Raw genomic sequence first — 14245 nt, forward strand, 5'->3', positions numbered from 1 at the left:
TGGTGAACGAGACAGGCAATGCCCTTAGCAGAAGCCCAGGCCCTATCCCCGCAAGAGACACGCAAGCGACCGCTGGTCGTCATGCGCGAGGTCTCGAAGGTCTTTTCCAGCGGAACGGTGGCGCTTTCGAATATGTCGCTCACCGTCGAAAGCGGCGAGTTCGTCAGCCTGCTCGGCCCTTCCGGCTGCGGCAAGTCGACGGCGCTACGCATCATTGCCGGTCTCGGTGACGTCACGTCCGGCGCGATCGACTGGCCGAGTTCACGCATCAATTCCAGCGGCCTGCCGGAAGGCGATATCGGCTTCGTCTTCCAGGAGCCGACGCTGATGCCGTGGAAAAACGTCTTCGACAATGTCCACCTGCCGCTGAGGCTCAGGCGCGTTTCCAAAGCAGCGGCGCGTGACCAAATCATGGAAGTCCTGACGACCGTCGGCCTTCAGGATTTCGCCAGGGCCTATCCGCGCGAACTGTCCGGCGGCATGAAGATGCGCGTCTCGATTGCCCGCGCGCTGGTGACGAAACCGAAGCTGCTGCTGATGGACGAGCCCTTCGCGGCACTCGACGAGATCAGCCGGCAGAAATTGAACGACGACGTGCTGCGGCTCTGGAAGACAACCGGCATCACGGTGATCTTCGTCACCCATTCAGTCTTCGAGTCCGCCTATCTCTCGAGCCGCATCGTCGTGATGAAGGCAAGGCCGGGCCGCGTGCATGCCGACGTTCCGCTGACCACCAGCCTCGAACGCGACGCGCATTACCGCAGCTCGGAAGAATACCGGAAGGCCTGCGAGACCGTCTCGTATTCGCTGATCGGGGCGATCAACTCGGCGGGAGACCATTAATGAGCGACGAAACCAATGCACAGCCGCCACCCCTTCAAGGCACTGCCAGCGCAGCGCGCCGCGATCTGGCCCTGCGCATTTCCATCCCTTTCTTGGTCATCGCCCTGCTGATCCTGGTCTGGTACGCCTATGTGAAACTATCCGGCGTGCCGCCCTATATCCTGCCCGGGCCGGCGGCCGTCGCCAGCGCCTTCGTGACCGATTGGGGCACGCTTGCCCCTGCCCTCTGGGTCACCACCAAGATCACCTTCCTGTCGCTGATGCTGGCGCTTGTCGGCGGCGTCGGTTTTGCGATCTTCCTCGTGCAGTCGCGCTGGATCGAACTCGCCTTCTATCCGCTTGCCGTCATCCTGCAGGTGACGCCGATCGTGGCGATCTCGCCGCTGATCCTGATCTATGCGCCGTCGACGCAGGTGGCGCTGCTGATTTGCGCCTTCCTCGTCGCTTTTTTTCCGATCCTTTCGAATATGGTCCAGGGGCTGAAGAGCGTCGACCACAACCTCATCAACCTTTTCGAACTCTACGGCGCCTCCCGCTGGCAGACGCTGCTTTTTCTCAAGCTGCCCGCGGCCCAGCCCTATTTCATGACCGGGCTGCGGATCGGCGGCGGCCTTGCGCTGATTGCCGCCGTCGTCGCGGAATTTGCAGCGGGTTCGGCCGGCGCCGGCTCCGGTCTGGCTTTCCGGCTCCTCGAAGCGCAGTACCGGCTGAACATTCCGCGGCTCTTTGCGGCGCTCTTGATGCTCTCCCTGCTCGGCGTCGCAATCTTTGCCGTCACCTCCTTTATTTCCTGGCTCGCCCTGCACCGTTGGCACGAGAGCAGCCTGAAACGGGAAAACTGATGACTTATTCCTTCATCTCGCCGCCGAACGCCGGCCGCTTCGTGCTGAGCAACGCAACGCTGCCGGCCGTTGCCGTCGCAGGCTATGACGCGCCCGCTGTCGAAGGGCTGGTCAAAGCCGATATCGTCATCACCGACGGCATCGTTTCCGCCGTGCTGCCGCCGGGCGAAGCGCCGGTGGAATTTGCCAGATCCGATCTGAAGGACGGCATGGTCTGGCCCTGCTTCGCCGATATGCATACCCATCTCGACAAGGGCCATATCTGGCCGCGCAACGCCAATATGGACGGCACCTTCATGGGCGCGCTGGAGGCGGTGCGCACCGACCGCGAAGCGCATTGGTCGGCCGCCGATGTCAGGAAGCGCATGGAATTCTCGTTGCGCTCGGCCTATGCGCACGGCACCAGCCTGATCCGCACCCATCTCGATTCGCTGGCGCCGCAACACCGCATTTCCTTCGAGGTCTTCGCCGACCTGCGCGAGGTCTGGAAGGACAGGATCGCGCTGCAGGCAGTGGCGCTCTTCCCGACGGAAGACATGGTGGACACGGCCTATTTCGCCGATCTCGTCAGCGTGGTCCGAGACAAGGGCGGGCTGATCGGCGGCGTCACCCGGATGAGCCCCGATCTCGATAGCCAGCTCGACACGCTGTTCAGAGCGGCGGCCGACAACGGGCTCGACGTCGACCTGCATGTTGACGAAACCGACGATCCTGCCGCCGAGACACTGAAGGCGATCGCGCGGGCCGTGCTGCGCAACCGCTTCGACGGCAGGGTCACATCAGGCCATTGCTGCTCGCTCGCCCGCCAGGACGAGGCGACGGCAAAACGCACCGTCGAGCTCGTCGCAGAAGCCGGGCTCTCGATCGTCTCGCTGCCGATGTGCAACATGTATCTGCAGGACCGCTATCCTGGCCGAACACCGCGCTGGCGCGGTGTCACCCTGTTCAAGGAACTGGCCGCGGCCGGCGTTGCCACCGCTGTTGCCTCTGATAACACGCGCGATCCCTTCTATGCCTATGGCGATCTCGACCCGGTCGAGGTGTTCCGCGAGGCGGTGCGCATCCTGCATCTCGATCATCCCCTCGATAGGGCCGCGCGCGTCGTCACCACCTCGCCCGCCGATATTCTCGGCCGGCCGGATATGGGGCGCATTGCCGTTGGCGCTGCGGCCGATCTCGTGCTCTTCAGCGCCAGGCGCTGGAGCGAATTTCTTTCCCGTCCGCAGTCCGACCGCGTCGTGCTTCGCCGCGGCAAGGTGATCGACCGCAGCCTGCCGGACTATCGTGAACTCGACAGCACCGTTGGAGCCTGACATGCCGGATTATCAGACGATCAGACAAGAACTCGAAGGCATCGCCATCGAAGACAATCCGGCGCTCGTGCGCCAAAAGAGCCGCGATTTCTACTGGTATTCGCCGATCCTGAAAGCGCAGCTCGACAATGTGACGGCCGATCTCGTCGTCACGCCGAAAAACGAGGAAGAGGTGATCCGGACGCTGAAGGTTGCCTTCGCGCACGGCGTGCCGGTCACCCCGCGCGGCGGCGGCACCGGCAATTACGGCCAGGCCATGCCGCTTTCCGGCGGCATAGTGCTGAACCTTGCCGCCATGGACAAGATCAAGGAAATCCATCCTGGCCGGGTGATCTGCGAGCCGGGCATCGTCATTGCCCAGCTCGACAAGCAAACCAAGGCGCATTCCGGCCAGGAGTTGCGGTTTCACCCCTCGACGGCGCAAATGGCGACCGTCGGCGGCTTCATCGCCGGCGGCTCCGGCGGCGTCGGTTCGATCACCTGGGGCGGACTGCGCGATCTCGGCAATATCCTGCGCCTGCGCGTCGTCACCATGGAGGCCGAGCCGCGCGTGCTCGATCTCACAGGCTGGGACCTGCAGAAGGTCAGCCACGCCTACGGCACCAACGGCATCATCACCGAGATCGAAATGCCGCTGGCGCCCGCCTATGACTGGGTCGACGTGCTCGTTGGTTATGACGACTTCATGACCTGCGTGCGCTTTTGCGATGCGCTCGCCAAGTGCAACGGCATTCTCGTCAAGGAGATCGCACCGATCGCCGCCCCCATCCCGCACGACTATTTCACCCGTCACAAGCCCTATATCCGCAAGGGACAGTCGGTGGCGGTGCTGATGATCGCCCCGCATTCGATGGATGCCTTCCTCGCCTTCACCTCCGCCCATAAGGGCGAGGTGATCTTCCGCTCAGACACGGTCGAGAGCATGAAGGGCATTCCGCATGCCTATGAGCTTGCCTGGAATCATACGACGCTGCGCGCGCTGAAAGTCGATCCTGGCTTCACCTATCTGCAGGTACAGTATCCGGGGCCGGATCACGTCGCAAAAGTCGCCAAGATGGTGGAGATATTCGGCGACGAGGTGCCGGGCCATCTCGAATTCATCAAGTTCGACGGGCAGATCCAATGCTCCGGCCTGCCGCTGGTGCGCTATACCACCGAGGAGCGTCTCGAGGAGATCATCAAGATCCATCAGGACCACGGCTGCCCGATCTTCAACCCGCACCGTTACACACTGGAGGAAGGCGGGATGAAGCGCACCGACAAGGTGCAGCTCGCCTTCAAGCACGAGACCGACCCGAAGGGGCTGCTCAACCCCGGCAAGATGATCGCCTGGGAAAACCCAGACTTCGATTTCAATGCCGGCAAGAACTATCTCTTCCCCGGCCTTGCGAGCGTCATGGAAGCCTCATGAGGGTTCTGGTGCTGCATTCGCATCCGGTCGAGGAGAGCTACGGCAAGGCGCTTTACAAACAAACGCTGGAAAGCCTTCAACAGGCCGGGCACGAAGTGGATGGCTGTGACCTCTATGCCGAGAACTTTGATCCCGTGTTGTCCCGCCATGACCGGCTCGCCTATCACGACTATCCCGGCAATACCGAACTGGTGAAGCCCTATGTCGAGCGGCTGAAGCAGGCCGAAGGGCTGGTGTTGGTCACCCCGATCTGGAATTTCGGTTTCCCGGCGATACTGAAAGGTTATTTCGACCGCGTCTGGCTTCCCGGCGTCTCCTTCGAACTTGTCGACGGCAAGGTGGAATCGCGGCTGCGCCACATCAGCAAGCTTGCCGCCGTGCTGACCTACGGCGCAACGCCGTTCCGCGCCTTTGCCGCCGGCAACCCGCCGAAGAAGATCGTCAAACGTGTGCTGAGAGCACAGATCAACCCGCTGCGGCCCGTCACCTTTCTTGCTCATTACGATATGAACAACTGTACGCCTGAAACGCGGGCAAGGTTTCTGGCGCAGGTGGAGAGGTCGATGGAACGGTTCTGAAGCGCATCGCGCCAGCGGAAATCAGAACAGTTTGGCGGCCGTGACCTCGACTTCGACGAGGAAATTCGGTCGGGTGAACCCGCCGACGATGATCAAGGTCGAGACGGGTTTCGGGTCGAGCGTATAGCGATCGCGCACCGCCATATAGGCCGGGAAGTCCTCCCTATTCGTCACGAACCCGGAAATGCGGATGACGTCCGCAAAACTCATCTCCGCATCGGAAAGAATGGCATTGATCGCTTCGAAACATAGCTCAGCCTGCTTGCCGATATCCTCCGGAACCTCGTCGTCGAGACCAATGCCGAGTTGACCTGAGGTGACGAGCAGCGAAGCGCCCGGCGGCACAAGTAACCCATGATTATAATGTCCGAACGGACGGCGGACCGAGGGCGGATTGAAAACCTTCTTCATCGGATCTCCTGCTTCAAGCCGAACACGACGCGGGAAAACGAGAGCGGGGATGGGTTGATAGCGGTTTTTCGACTCCCAACCAATCAAGCTTCTCCGACGTTGCAACTTTGTGCGGTGCATAAATATAACGCTGTTTAAAACCCAGGCGCAACCACAGACGCATAAATGGTTAGCATATTTTGTCGCTGCCCAATAAACGGGCAGTTCAAAATTTCCAGTATTTCTCCTTTCTGTTCATGAGGTTATTCGACTTTTGGAAATTTGGCACGCGGATTGCAAGCCTCCTGTCTGCATCGGTCAACGACGACCGCTGCAGATAGGCGCGGCATAAGCGCTTACACAAGACACCGACGTCGCAAGGATTGCCATCCGGGATACTTCCATTCCCGAGGACGCATTCCGGCGGCGTTTTTTTGTGTCCAAATTCGGCCAGCAGAGGGAACCTGCACATGACGAAGAATTCCACCATCGGCATAACCCGCCGCAGCATGCTCAAGACGACCGCAACGGCTGCCCTCATCGGCGCCGTCAAGACTGCCTTTCCGTCCGGCGCTTTTGCAGCCGGTGCGGGCCCTGAAGTGAAAGGCCTCAAGCTCGGCTTTATCGCTCTGACGGATTCCGCGCCGCTGATCATCGCTAAGGAAAAGGGTTTTTTCGACAAACATGGCCTTCCGGAAACGGACGTCGCCAAACAGGCATCCTGGGGCGCGACCCGCGACAATCTGGTGCTGGGCGGTGCCGCCAATGGTATCGACGGTGCCCATATTCTTTCGCCACTCCCCTATCTCATGCATACCGGCAAGGTGACACAGAACAACAAGCCGGTGCCGATGGCGATCCTCGCCCGGCTTAACCTCGACAGCCAGGGCATTTCCGTCTCCAAGGAATATGCCGAGACCGGCGTGCAGCTCGATGCCTCCAAGCTGAAAGCCGCCTTCGAGAAAAAGAAGGCGGAAGGCAAGGAGATCAAGGCCGCCATGACCTTCCCGGGCGGCACCCACGATCTCTGGATCCGTTACTGGCTCGCTGCCGGTGGCATCGACCCGAACAAGGACGTTTCGACCATCGTCGTGCCGCCGCCGCAGATGGTTGCCAATATGAAGGTTGGCAACATGGACGTCTTCTGTGTGGGCGAGCCGTGGAACGAGCAGCTCGTCAACCAAGGCATCGGCTTCACCGCGGCGACCACCGGCGAGCTCTGGAAGGGTCATCCCGAAAAGGCGCTCGGGCTCCGCGCCGAGTGGATCGAAAAGAATCCCATTGCTGCCAAGGCCCTGCTGATGGCTGTCATGGAGGCTCAGCAGTGGTGCGACAGCATGGATAACAAAGCGGAGATGGCCGATATCCTCGGCAAGCGCCAATGGTTCAACGTTCCGACCAAGGACGTGCTCGGCCGCCTCAAGGGCGACATCAATTATGGCAACGGACGCGAAGCCAAGGCCACCGACCTCTACATGAAGTTCTGGAAAGACGGTGCCTCCTACCCGTTCAAGAGCCACGACACCTGGTTCATGACGGAAAATATCCGCTGGGGAAATCTGCCGGCGACGACCGACACCAAGGCGCTGGTCAACCAGGTGAACCGCGAGGACATCTGGCGCGAGGCCGCCAAGGATCTCGGTGTTGCTGCAGCCGACATCCCCGCATCGTCCTCCCGTGGCAAGGAGACCTTCTTCGACGGCAAGGTTTTCGATCCCGAAAATCCCTCCGCCTATCTCGACAGCCTTTCGATCAAGGCCGTCTCGTGATCTCGCCTCCGGCGCGCCAGCGGCGGGCCGGCCTTTCATTCCCGTGAGGAGCACGTCGATGCCCGCCCTGGCAAACAAAGAAAATCTCTCCACTGCCGCCGCTGCCAAGCCGGCGGCAAAGGTTCTGCCGTTTTCCGCCAAGCACGGATCACGGATCGATTTTCGTCGTGCGGCAATCGCCGCGTTTCGCAACGTCGTTCCGCCAGCCGTCGTAATGGCACTCATCCTGCTCGTCTGGCAGGTGCTCTGTTCATCGCCGGATGCGTCTTTGCCCTCGCCGCATCGGGTCTGGCAGGATAGCTACGACCTGATCGCCTATCCGTTCTTCAACAACGGCTCCCAGGATATCGGGCTTGGCTGGCGCGTGCTCGTTTCGCTGCAACGCGTGCTCTATGGCTTTGGCCTTGCCGCCGTCACCGGGGTTATCATCGGGGCGATTATCGGCCAATCGGTTTGGGCAATGCGCGGTCTCGATCCGATCTTCCAGGTGCTGCGTACGGTTCCGCCGCTCGCCTGGTTGCCGCTATCGCTCGCAGCCTTCCAGGATTCCAACCCCTCGGCGATCTTTGTCATCTTCATCACCTCGATCTGGCCGGTGATTATCAACACTGCCGTCGGCGTACGCAATATCCCACAGGACTATCGCAACGTTGCCGAGGTACTGCGGCTCAATCAGTTCGAGTTTTTCTGGAAGATCATGCTGCCTTCTGCAGCGCCTTACATCTTCACGGGGCTCAGGATCGGCGTCGGCCTATCCTGGCTCGCCATCGTCGCAGCCGAAATGCTGACCGGCGGCGTCGGCATTGGCTTCTTCATCTGGGACGCGTGGAACTCGTCGCGCCTGCCGGACATCATCGTAGCGCTCGCCTATATCGGCATCGTCGGCTTTGCCCTCGATAAGTTGGTGGCAGCACTCGGCAAACTTATCACTCGCGGCGCCACCGCCAATTAAGGAACGTCCCGATGAATGCCTATCTCAAGCTCGATCATATCGACAAACATTTCGATAGCAGCGGCGTGCGCGCCGAAGTCCTGAAGGACATCAACCTGACGATTTCCGCGGGCGAATTCGTCTCGATCATCGGCCATTCGGGCTGTGGCAAATCCACCCTGCTTAATCTGATTGCCGGCCTGACCCCGGTTTCCGCAGGCGCCGTGCTGCTTGAGGACCGCGAGGTCAACGAACCGGGTCCGGAACGCGCGGTCGTCTTCCAGAACCACTCGCTGCTGCCCTGGCTGACGGTCTACGAGAACGTCAATCTCGCCGTCTCCAAGGTCTTCGGTAGAACAAAGACCAAGGCCGAGCGGCATGAGTGGGTCATGGCCAATCTCGATCTCGTACAGATGGCGCATGCGAGCGATAAGCGGCCTTCGGAAATTTCCGGGGGTATGAAACAGCGCGTCGGCATTGCCCGCGCGCTTTCGATGGAGCCGAAGATCTTGCTGCTCGACGAGCCCTTCGGCGCGCTCGATGCGCTGACCCGCGCCCATCTTCAGGACGCGGTGATGGAGATCCATGCCCGGCTTGGCAACACGATGGTGATGATCACCCATGATGTCGATGAGGCGGTGCTGCTGTCCGATCGGATCGTGATGATGACCAACGGCCCGGCCGCCCGCATCGGCGAAGTCCTCGATGTGACCATGTCCCGTCCTCGCCATCGCATCGAACTCGCCTCCGACTGGACATATCTGAAATGCCGCGAAGCCGTGTTGAAGTTCCTTTACGAACGCCACCGTTTCATTGAGGCTGCGGAGTAGATGCAAAGGGCAGCCGGGGTGGTTGTGGCCGCCGTGGCTTTCGTTGTCACGGAGCGCGCGCGCATGACTAGGTACTTCGCGCGCTAGCCTCGCCGGTTGTTGCAAACACCGCGCTCGCATCGCTGACCATCCCCACATGGGAATAGGCTGCCCGCGCGGCAGCGCTACCGTTCGCTCGCATGATCGCGATCACGATCTGGCCGTGCTCCTCGTAGGACTTTGCCAAGCGGCCGGGCAGCCGAAATTGCGCCCGTCGAAATGGGGCAAGCCGTGCCCGCGTCTGCGTCACCATCTCGAAGATATGATCATTATGCGCGCCGCGATAAAGGCGGGTGTGAAATTCCGTGTTGTGCGCCGAATACTCCTCTTGCGCGCCGGCATGGACGAGCTTCATCGATGCCTTGTGCTCCAGCTCCATCGTGCGCCGCTCATCCACAGTCATTCGCTCAGCCGAGAGCCTGGCGCAGATCGCTTCGAGTTCCGCCATCGCTTCGAACATCGAATGCAGATAGGTCTCGCTCACATTGGTGACAACAGCACTGCGGTTCGGCTCCCGGTCGACGAGTCCCATCGCTCCGAGTTCACGGAGCGCCTCGCGCACCGGTGTGCGCGATACTTCGAAACGGGCAGCCAGCGAGACTTCATCAAGCTTCTCGCCAGGCAACATCTGCCCGGTGACGATCATATCGGCGATCGCCCGCACCATCTGCTCGACGGTCGTCCCTGCCCTGATGATTTCTCTGCGTCTGACTTGCTTCAAGGAATGGTTCTGCATTGTTGCGATTGCATACACATGCCTGCTCGAGCAGACAAAGTCAAACCTCAGTATATATCTTTGATTTTGCTGAAAGACTCGCATTTTTCACTATTCAATCACGCGGCCCCTTTAGCTCACAAAGCAAATATTCGGTAAAATTATAGGCGCTGCATATTTTTTGATCTAATCCGAAGATTAAATTGCATGCACTTCTCCGTCCCGGCTGGCGTGCCCGAAGATTTCTTTCATAAATTCAATAGAATAAAATTTGGCATGACCATTGCATACACTTTTCCGTAACCAATTGAAAACGGCAAGAATGCCGTCAGGGGAGCATTCCGATGACCAGACTCCTTTCTATGAATCGACGCCAATTCCTCCAGGCTTCCGCCGCCGCCACTCTCGTCGGCACGGCGCCCGGTCTCCTTTCCTCGCCCGCATTTGCGCAGACCGCTCTCACCGTTGGCTTCATCTATGTCGGCCCCAAGGATGACTATGGCTATAACCAGGCGCATGCCGAGGGCGCTGCCGCCGTCAAGGCGTTGCCCGGCATTACCGTCGTCGAAGAAGAGAACGTTCCAGAGACGGTGGACGTTCAGAAGACGATGGAATCGATGATCAATCTCGACGGGGCGACGTTGGTCTTTCCGACCTCCTTCGGTTATTTCGACCCCCACATGCTCGCCATGGCCGCCAAATATCCTGACATCCAGTTCCGCCATTGCGGCGGCCTCTGGCAGGAAGGCAAGCATCCCGCCAATACGGGATCCTACTTTGGCTACATCAATCAGGGCCAGTATCTGAACGGCATTGCCGCCGGCCATGCGACGAAGACCAAGAAGATCGGCTTCGTTGCCGCCAAGCCGATTCCCCAGGTGCTGCAGAATATCAACGCCTTCCTGCTCGGTGCCCGCTCGGTCGATCCTGCCATCACCTGCCAGGTGATTTTCACCGGCGAGTGGTCGCTCGCCGTCAAGGAAGCCGAAGCCACCAACGCCTTGGCCGATCAGGGGGCCGACGTCATTACCTGCCACGTCGATAGCCCCAAGGTCGTGGTCGAGACGGCCGCCGGCCGTGGCGCCTTCGTCTGCGGCTACCACGCCAACCAGAGCCCGCTTGCGCCCGAGAAATACCTGACCGGCGCGGAATGGGCCTGGGGCAATGTCTACAGCGACTTCGTCAAGAAGGCGCAGGCCGGCGAAAAGCTCGGAAACTTCGTCCGCGGCGGCCTAAAGGACGGCTTCGTGAAAATGAGCGCGCTCGGCCCCGGCGTTTCCGAGGAGGGGCGCAAGGTCTTCGAAGCCACCCACGCGGACATGATGAAGGGCGGCTTCTCGGTGTTCAAGGGACCGCTGAAGGACAACAAGGGCAACACCGTCGTCACCGCCGACAAGAGCTATCCTGAAGGTGCGATCGAGCTCGAAAGCATGGATTATCTGGTCGAGGGCGTCGTCGGATCCACGGCCTGAACCGGAAAGGGAGAAGCGCCATGACCGTCGAGGCCAATGATCCCGCAATATCAATTGCTTCAGAAAAGGCTTTTTCGTTGCGCCCGGTTCTCGAATGGATCGCGCGGCGAGCCGAACCTGTTGTCATCGGCCTTGCGGCCATCCTGATTGGTCTGGCGCTCTTCTCCCTTTTCATCCTGGCGGTTGGCAAGTCGCCGGCCACCCTCTTCCAGCTGATGTATACCGGCGGCTTCGGCAGCTGGTTTTCCGTCCAGAACAGTTTAAGCCGCGCCGCACCCCTTCTCCTGACGGCGCTCTGCGTCGCCCTGCCCGCCCGTCTCGGCCTCGTCATCATCGGCGGGGAAGGAGCGGTCGTGCTGGGCGGCGTTGCGGCGGCGGCGATCGCCTTGCCGATCGTCGGCACGCTTCCGCCGCTCGTGGCGCTCATGCTGATGGGCATCGCCGCCATGGTGATCGGCGGCATCTGGATCGGCCTTGCCGGTTTCCTGCGCCATTACCGCGGCGTCAACGAAACCATCTCCTCGTTGCTGCTTGCCTATATCGCCATTGCGCTAATGAACCAGTTCGTCGAGGGGCTGCTGCGCGATCCCGCAAGCCTCAACAAACCGTCGACCAAACCACTGCCGCCGGAATACATGCTCGGCAACATTCCCGGCATGGACGTGCATTGGGGCCTCGTCATCGGCATCGTTGCCTGCATCCTCTCCTGGATCCTGATCGAGGTGACGAGTTTTGGCTTCGCCGCCCGCATCGCCGGCGGCAATGTCCGCGCCGCCCAAATCCAGGGCCTGCCCGTCGGTCGCTTGATCGCTGGCTTTACGGCGATTGCCGGCAGCTTCGCCGGGCTTGCCGGCATGGTCGAGGTCGCAGCCGTCCAGGGCAGCGCCAATGCCTCGCTCGCGGCAGGTTATGGTTATACCGGCATCCTCGTCGCCTTCCTCGCCAGGCACAATCCGCTGGCGATCATCCCGGTCGCGATCCTGCTCGGCGGTATCGATGCCTCGGGTGGCCTCATCCAGCGCCGCATGGGTCTGCCGGATGCAACGGTGCTGGTGCTTCAGGGCGCGCTCTTCATCGTCATCCTCTTCTGCGAGACCTTCTACGGGCGCTTCAAGATCTTCAATCCCGACCTCTGGAAAAGGAGCCTCTGATGGAAGAGACAGGTATCGGCCTCTGGGGCGTGCCCCTCGCCATCCTTGCAGGCGCCATCCGCGTTTCGACACCCTTTATCTTCGTCAGCCTCGGCGAGACGATCACCGAGCGCTCCGGGCGCATCAATCTCGGCCTCGAAGGCACATTGGTCTTCGGCGCCATGACAGCCTATGCGGTCGCCGTGATGAGCAATTCGCCCTGGCTTGGGGTCCTTGCCGCCATGGCGACGGGCGCGGTCTTCGGCCTTGTCCACGGCTGGATCTGCAAATGGCCGAAGGTCAACGACATCGCCATCGGCATCGCCATGATGCAGTTCGGCCTCGGCCTTGCCTTCTTTCTCGGGAAGTCCTTCATCCAGCCGGCCGCACCGCATCTGCCGGCGATCCCGCTCGGCTTCTGGTCTGATATGCCGCAGATCCAGGCGGCCCTGAACATCAACGTGCTCTTCGTGATCGGCGCGGTGCTTGCCTTCGTGCTTCGCTGGGCCTTCAAGAACACCCGCATCGGCCTGATCCTGCGCGTTGTCGGCGACAGCACCGATGCGGCGCGCGCCATGGGCATCGATCCGGATCTCGTCCGCCTTCTCGCAACCGCCGTCGGTGGTTCGCTGGCGGCGATCGGCGGCGCTTATCTGTCGCTCTACTATCCCGGCTCCTGGAATGAGGGCATCTCCTCCGGCCAGGGCTTGATGGCCGTGGCGCTCGTCATCTTCGCTCGCTGGAACCCGATCGGCTGCTTCCTCGCCGCCCTGCTTTTCGGCGGCGCCGGTGCGCTTGGTCCTGCACTGCAATCGGTCGGCGTCACCCAAGGTTATTACCTCTTCTACGCCGCACCTTACGTGCTCACCCTCGTGATCATGATCGCCACCTCCTCGCCCACCCGCTCGCTGTCAGGCGCGCCGGGCGCGCTGTCGCTGACGAAATAAATAAGGAAAGACGCCATGAACGGCCTCGGCGGATTGAACAAATCGGAGCATGGTGTCGGCATCGGCCTCGTCCAGCTGCAATTGCCGAATACCGTCACCAAAGCTGATCTCAACAGGCAGACCCAGGTGATCGTCGATCTGGTCGGCAAAGCGCGGCGCAACCAGCCGGGCATGGATCTGGTTGTCTTCCCGGAATATGCCCTGCACGGCCTGTCGATGGACATCAATCCCGAAATCATGTGCACGCTCGACGGCCCGGAGGTCGCGGCCTTCAAGAAGGCCTGCCGCGACAACCGCATCTGGGGCTGCTTCTCGATCATGGAGCTCAATCCCGGCGGCATGCCCTATAATTCCGGCATCGTCATCGACGATACCGGCGAGTTGAAGCTCTATTACCGCAAGATGCACCCCTGGGTGCCGGTCGAGCCCTGGGAGCCCGGTAATCTCGGCATCCCTGTTATCGATGGTCCGAAGGGCGCCAAGCTGGCGCTGATCATCTGCCATGACGGCATGTTCCCCGAGATGGCGCGCGAGTGCGCCTATAAGGGTGCCGAAATCATGATCCGCACCGCCGGTTATACCGCGCCGATCCGCGAGAGCTGGAAGTTCACCAACCAGTCGAACGCCTTCTGCAATCTTATGGTCACCGCCAGCGTCTGCATGTGCGGCACGGACGGCACTTTCGACAGCATGGGCGAAGGCATGATCTGCAACTTCGACGGCACGATCATCGCCCATGGCACATCGGGCCGCATCAACGAGATCATTACCGCCGAGGTTCGACCCGACCTCGCGCGCGAGGCGCGCCGCGGATGGGGCGTCGAGAACAACATCTATCAGTTTGGCCATCGCGGCTACGTCGCCGTTTCCGGCGGCGCCGGCGACGCGCCCTACACCTACATGCACGACCTCGTCGCCGGGCGATATCGCCTGCCCTGGGAAGACGAGGTCAAGGTGACGGACGGCACGTCCTGCGGCTTCGACAGGCCGGTGCGCCGCTATGGCGAGACATTCAAACTTGCTGGCGAATAGGAG

At 61.0% G+C, this 14245-nt stretch carries 14 protein-coding genes; 12 read left to right on the top strand and 2 right to left on the bottom strand.

Going from position 1 to position 14245, the window contains the following annotated elements:
• The first annotated feature begins 18 nt into the window (after nucleotides 1-18).
• From RLEG4DRAFT_RS06710 to RLEG4DRAFT_RS06730, 5 genes are read left to right on the top strand one after another with little or no spacing between them, the layout of a single operon-like run.
• The gene (locus RLEG4DRAFT_RS06710) at nucleotides 19-843 is read left to right on the top strand and encodes an ABC transporter ATP-binding protein (RefSeq protein ID WP_003576313.1); all 825 of its coding nucleotides are present in this window, start codon (nucleotides 19-21) and stop codon (nucleotides 841-843) included.
• Nucleotides 843-1685 carry an ABC transporter permease gene (locus tag RLEG4DRAFT_RS06715; protein ID WP_003576315.1) on the top strand — a complete coding sequence of 281 codons (843 nt, stop codon included), beginning with the start codon at nucleotides 843-845 and terminating at the stop codon, nucleotides 1683-1685. Before RLEG4DRAFT_RS06710 ends, RLEG4DRAFT_RS06715 begins: the two co-directional genes overlap by 1 nt.
• Entirely contained in the window at nucleotides 1685-2998 is a 1314-nt protein-coding gene (locus RLEG4DRAFT_RS06720) for a cytosine deaminase (protein ID WP_003576317.1), read from the top strand. The genes RLEG4DRAFT_RS06715 and RLEG4DRAFT_RS06720 overlap by 1 nt, the downstream gene beginning before the upstream one ends.
• A gap of 1 nt (nucleotide 2999) precedes the next feature.
• Nucleotides 3000-4409, top strand: a complete 1410-nt coding sequence (locus tag RLEG4DRAFT_RS06725; protein WP_003576319.1) for an FAD-binding oxidoreductase — start codon at nucleotides 3000-3002, stop codon at nucleotides 4407-4409.
• Entirely contained in the window at nucleotides 4406-4987 is a 582-nt protein-coding gene (locus RLEG4DRAFT_RS06730; protein WP_003576321.1) for an NAD(P)H-dependent oxidoreductase, read from the top strand. The genes RLEG4DRAFT_RS06725 and RLEG4DRAFT_RS06730 overlap by 4 nt, the downstream gene beginning before the upstream one ends.
• Nucleotides 4988-5008: 21 nt before the next feature.
• On the opposite strand, the gene RLEG4DRAFT_RS06735 is transcribed toward RLEG4DRAFT_RS06730, so the two are convergent.
• Entirely contained in the window at nucleotides 5009-5398 is a 390-nt protein-coding gene (locus RLEG4DRAFT_RS06735) for a RidA family protein (protein ID WP_003576323.1), read from the bottom strand.
• Between the two features lie 449 nt (nucleotides 5399-5847).
• Between RLEG4DRAFT_RS06735 and RLEG4DRAFT_RS06740 the strand changes: the two genes are divergently transcribed.
• From RLEG4DRAFT_RS06740 to RLEG4DRAFT_RS06750, 3 genes are read left to right on the top strand one after another with little or no spacing between them, the layout of a single operon-like run.
• On the top strand, nucleotides 5848-7146 hold the full coding sequence (locus tag RLEG4DRAFT_RS06740) for a CmpA/NrtA family ABC transporter substrate-binding protein (RefSeq protein WP_003576325.1): 1299 nt from the start codon (nucleotides 5848-5850) through the stop codon (nucleotides 7144-7146).
• Nucleotides 7147-7204: 58 nt separating this feature from the next.
• Complete coding sequence (gene ntrB, locus RLEG4DRAFT_RS06745; protein WP_003576327.1) at nucleotides 7205-8098, top strand: nitrate ABC transporter permease; 894 nt, start codon at nucleotides 7205-7207, stop codon at nucleotides 8096-8098.
• A gap of 11 nt (nucleotides 8099-8109) precedes the next feature.
• Nucleotides 8110-8907, top strand: coding sequence for an ABC transporter ATP-binding protein (locus tag RLEG4DRAFT_RS06750; RefSeq protein ID WP_003576329.1), 798 nt, complete (start codon nucleotides 8110-8112; stop codon nucleotides 8905-8907).
• Between the two features lie 67 nt (nucleotides 8908-8974).
• On the opposite strand, the gene RLEG4DRAFT_RS06755 is transcribed toward RLEG4DRAFT_RS06750, so the two are convergent.
• The gene (locus RLEG4DRAFT_RS06755) at nucleotides 8975-9667 is read right to left on the bottom strand and encodes a GntR family transcriptional regulator (protein ID WP_037093457.1); all 693 of its coding nucleotides are present in this window, start codon (nucleotides 9665-9667) and stop codon (nucleotides 8975-8977) included.
• 338 nt (nucleotides 9668-10005) lie between these two features.
• Between RLEG4DRAFT_RS06755 and RLEG4DRAFT_RS06760 the strand changes: the two genes are divergently transcribed.
• Genes RLEG4DRAFT_RS06760 through RLEG4DRAFT_RS06775 form a run of 4 tightly spaced genes read left to right on the top strand, consistent with a single transcriptional unit; the run spans nucleotide 10006 to nucleotide 14242 of the window.
• On the top strand, nucleotides 10006-11133 hold the full coding sequence (locus RLEG4DRAFT_RS06760) for a BMP family ABC transporter substrate-binding protein (RefSeq protein ID WP_003576332.1): 1128 nt from the start codon (nucleotides 10006-10008) through the stop codon (nucleotides 11131-11133).
• A 20-nt stretch (nucleotides 11134-11153) separates the two neighbouring features.
• Complete coding sequence (locus RLEG4DRAFT_RS06765; protein WP_003576334.1) at nucleotides 11154-12284, top strand: ABC transporter permease; 1131 nt, start codon at nucleotides 11154-11156, stop codon at nucleotides 12282-12284.
• On the top strand, nucleotides 12284-13210 hold the full coding sequence (locus tag RLEG4DRAFT_RS06770) for an ABC transporter permease (protein ID WP_003576336.1): 927 nt from the start codon (nucleotides 12284-12286) through the stop codon (nucleotides 13208-13210). Before RLEG4DRAFT_RS06765 ends, RLEG4DRAFT_RS06770 begins: the two co-directional genes overlap by 1 nt.
• Before the next feature lie 15 nt (nucleotides 13211-13225).
• Nucleotides 13226-14242, top strand: a complete 1017-nt coding sequence (locus tag RLEG4DRAFT_RS06775) for a formamidase (protein ID WP_003576337.1) — start codon at nucleotides 13226-13228, stop codon at nucleotides 14240-14242.
• Nucleotides 14243-14245 lie beyond the last annotated feature (3 nt).

The sequence above is a fragment of the Rhizobium leguminosarum bv. trifolii WSM2297 genome (assembly GCF_000271845.1).

Excerpts from the sequence above, each read along its gene's own strand:
- RLEG4DRAFT_RS06710 (WP_003576313.1), top strand. The coding sequence starts at position 19 with ATGCCCTTAGCAGAAGCCCAGGCCCTATCCCCGCAAGAGACACGCAAG.
- RLEG4DRAFT_RS06715 (WP_003576315.1), top strand. The coding sequence starts at position 843 with ATGAGCGACGAAACCAATGCACAGCCGCCACCCCTTCAAGGCACTGCC.
- RLEG4DRAFT_RS06720 (WP_003576317.1), top strand. The coding sequence starts at position 1,685 with ATGACTTATTCCTTCATCTCGCCGCCGAACGCCGGCCGCTTCGTGCTG.
- RLEG4DRAFT_RS06725 (WP_003576319.1), top strand. The coding sequence starts at position 3,000 with ATGCCGGATTATCAGACGATCAGACAAGAACTCGAAGGCATCGCCATC.
- RLEG4DRAFT_RS06730 (WP_003576321.1), top strand. The coding sequence starts at position 4,406 with ATGAGGGTTCTGGTGCTGCATTCGCATCCGGTCGAGGAGAGCTACGGC.
- RLEG4DRAFT_RS06735 (WP_003576323.1), bottom strand. The coding sequence starts at position 5,398 with ATGAAGAAGGTTTTCAATCCGCCCTCGGTCCGCCGTCCGTTCGGACAT.
- RLEG4DRAFT_RS06740 (WP_003576325.1), top strand. The coding sequence starts at position 5,848 with ATGACGAAGAATTCCACCATCGGCATAACCCGCCGCAGCATGCTCAAG.
- ntrB (WP_003576327.1), top strand. The coding sequence starts at position 7,205 with ATGCCCGCCCTGGCAAACAAAGAAAATCTCTCCACTGCCGCCGCTGCC.
- RLEG4DRAFT_RS06750 (WP_003576329.1), top strand. The coding sequence starts at position 8,110 with ATGAATGCCTATCTCAAGCTCGATCATATCGACAAACATTTCGATAGC.
- RLEG4DRAFT_RS06760 (WP_003576332.1), top strand. The coding sequence starts at position 10,006 with ATGACCAGACTCCTTTCTATGAATCGACGCCAATTCCTCCAGGCTTCC.
- RLEG4DRAFT_RS06765 (WP_003576334.1), top strand. The coding sequence starts at position 11,154 with ATGACCGTCGAGGCCAATGATCCCGCAATATCAATTGCTTCAGAAAAG.
- RLEG4DRAFT_RS06770 (WP_003576336.1), top strand. The coding sequence starts at position 12,284 with ATGGAAGAGACAGGTATCGGCCTCTGGGGCGTGCCCCTCGCCATCCTT.
- RLEG4DRAFT_RS06775 (WP_003576337.1), top strand. The coding sequence starts at position 13,226 with ATGAACGGCCTCGGCGGATTGAACAAATCGGAGCATGGTGTCGGCATC.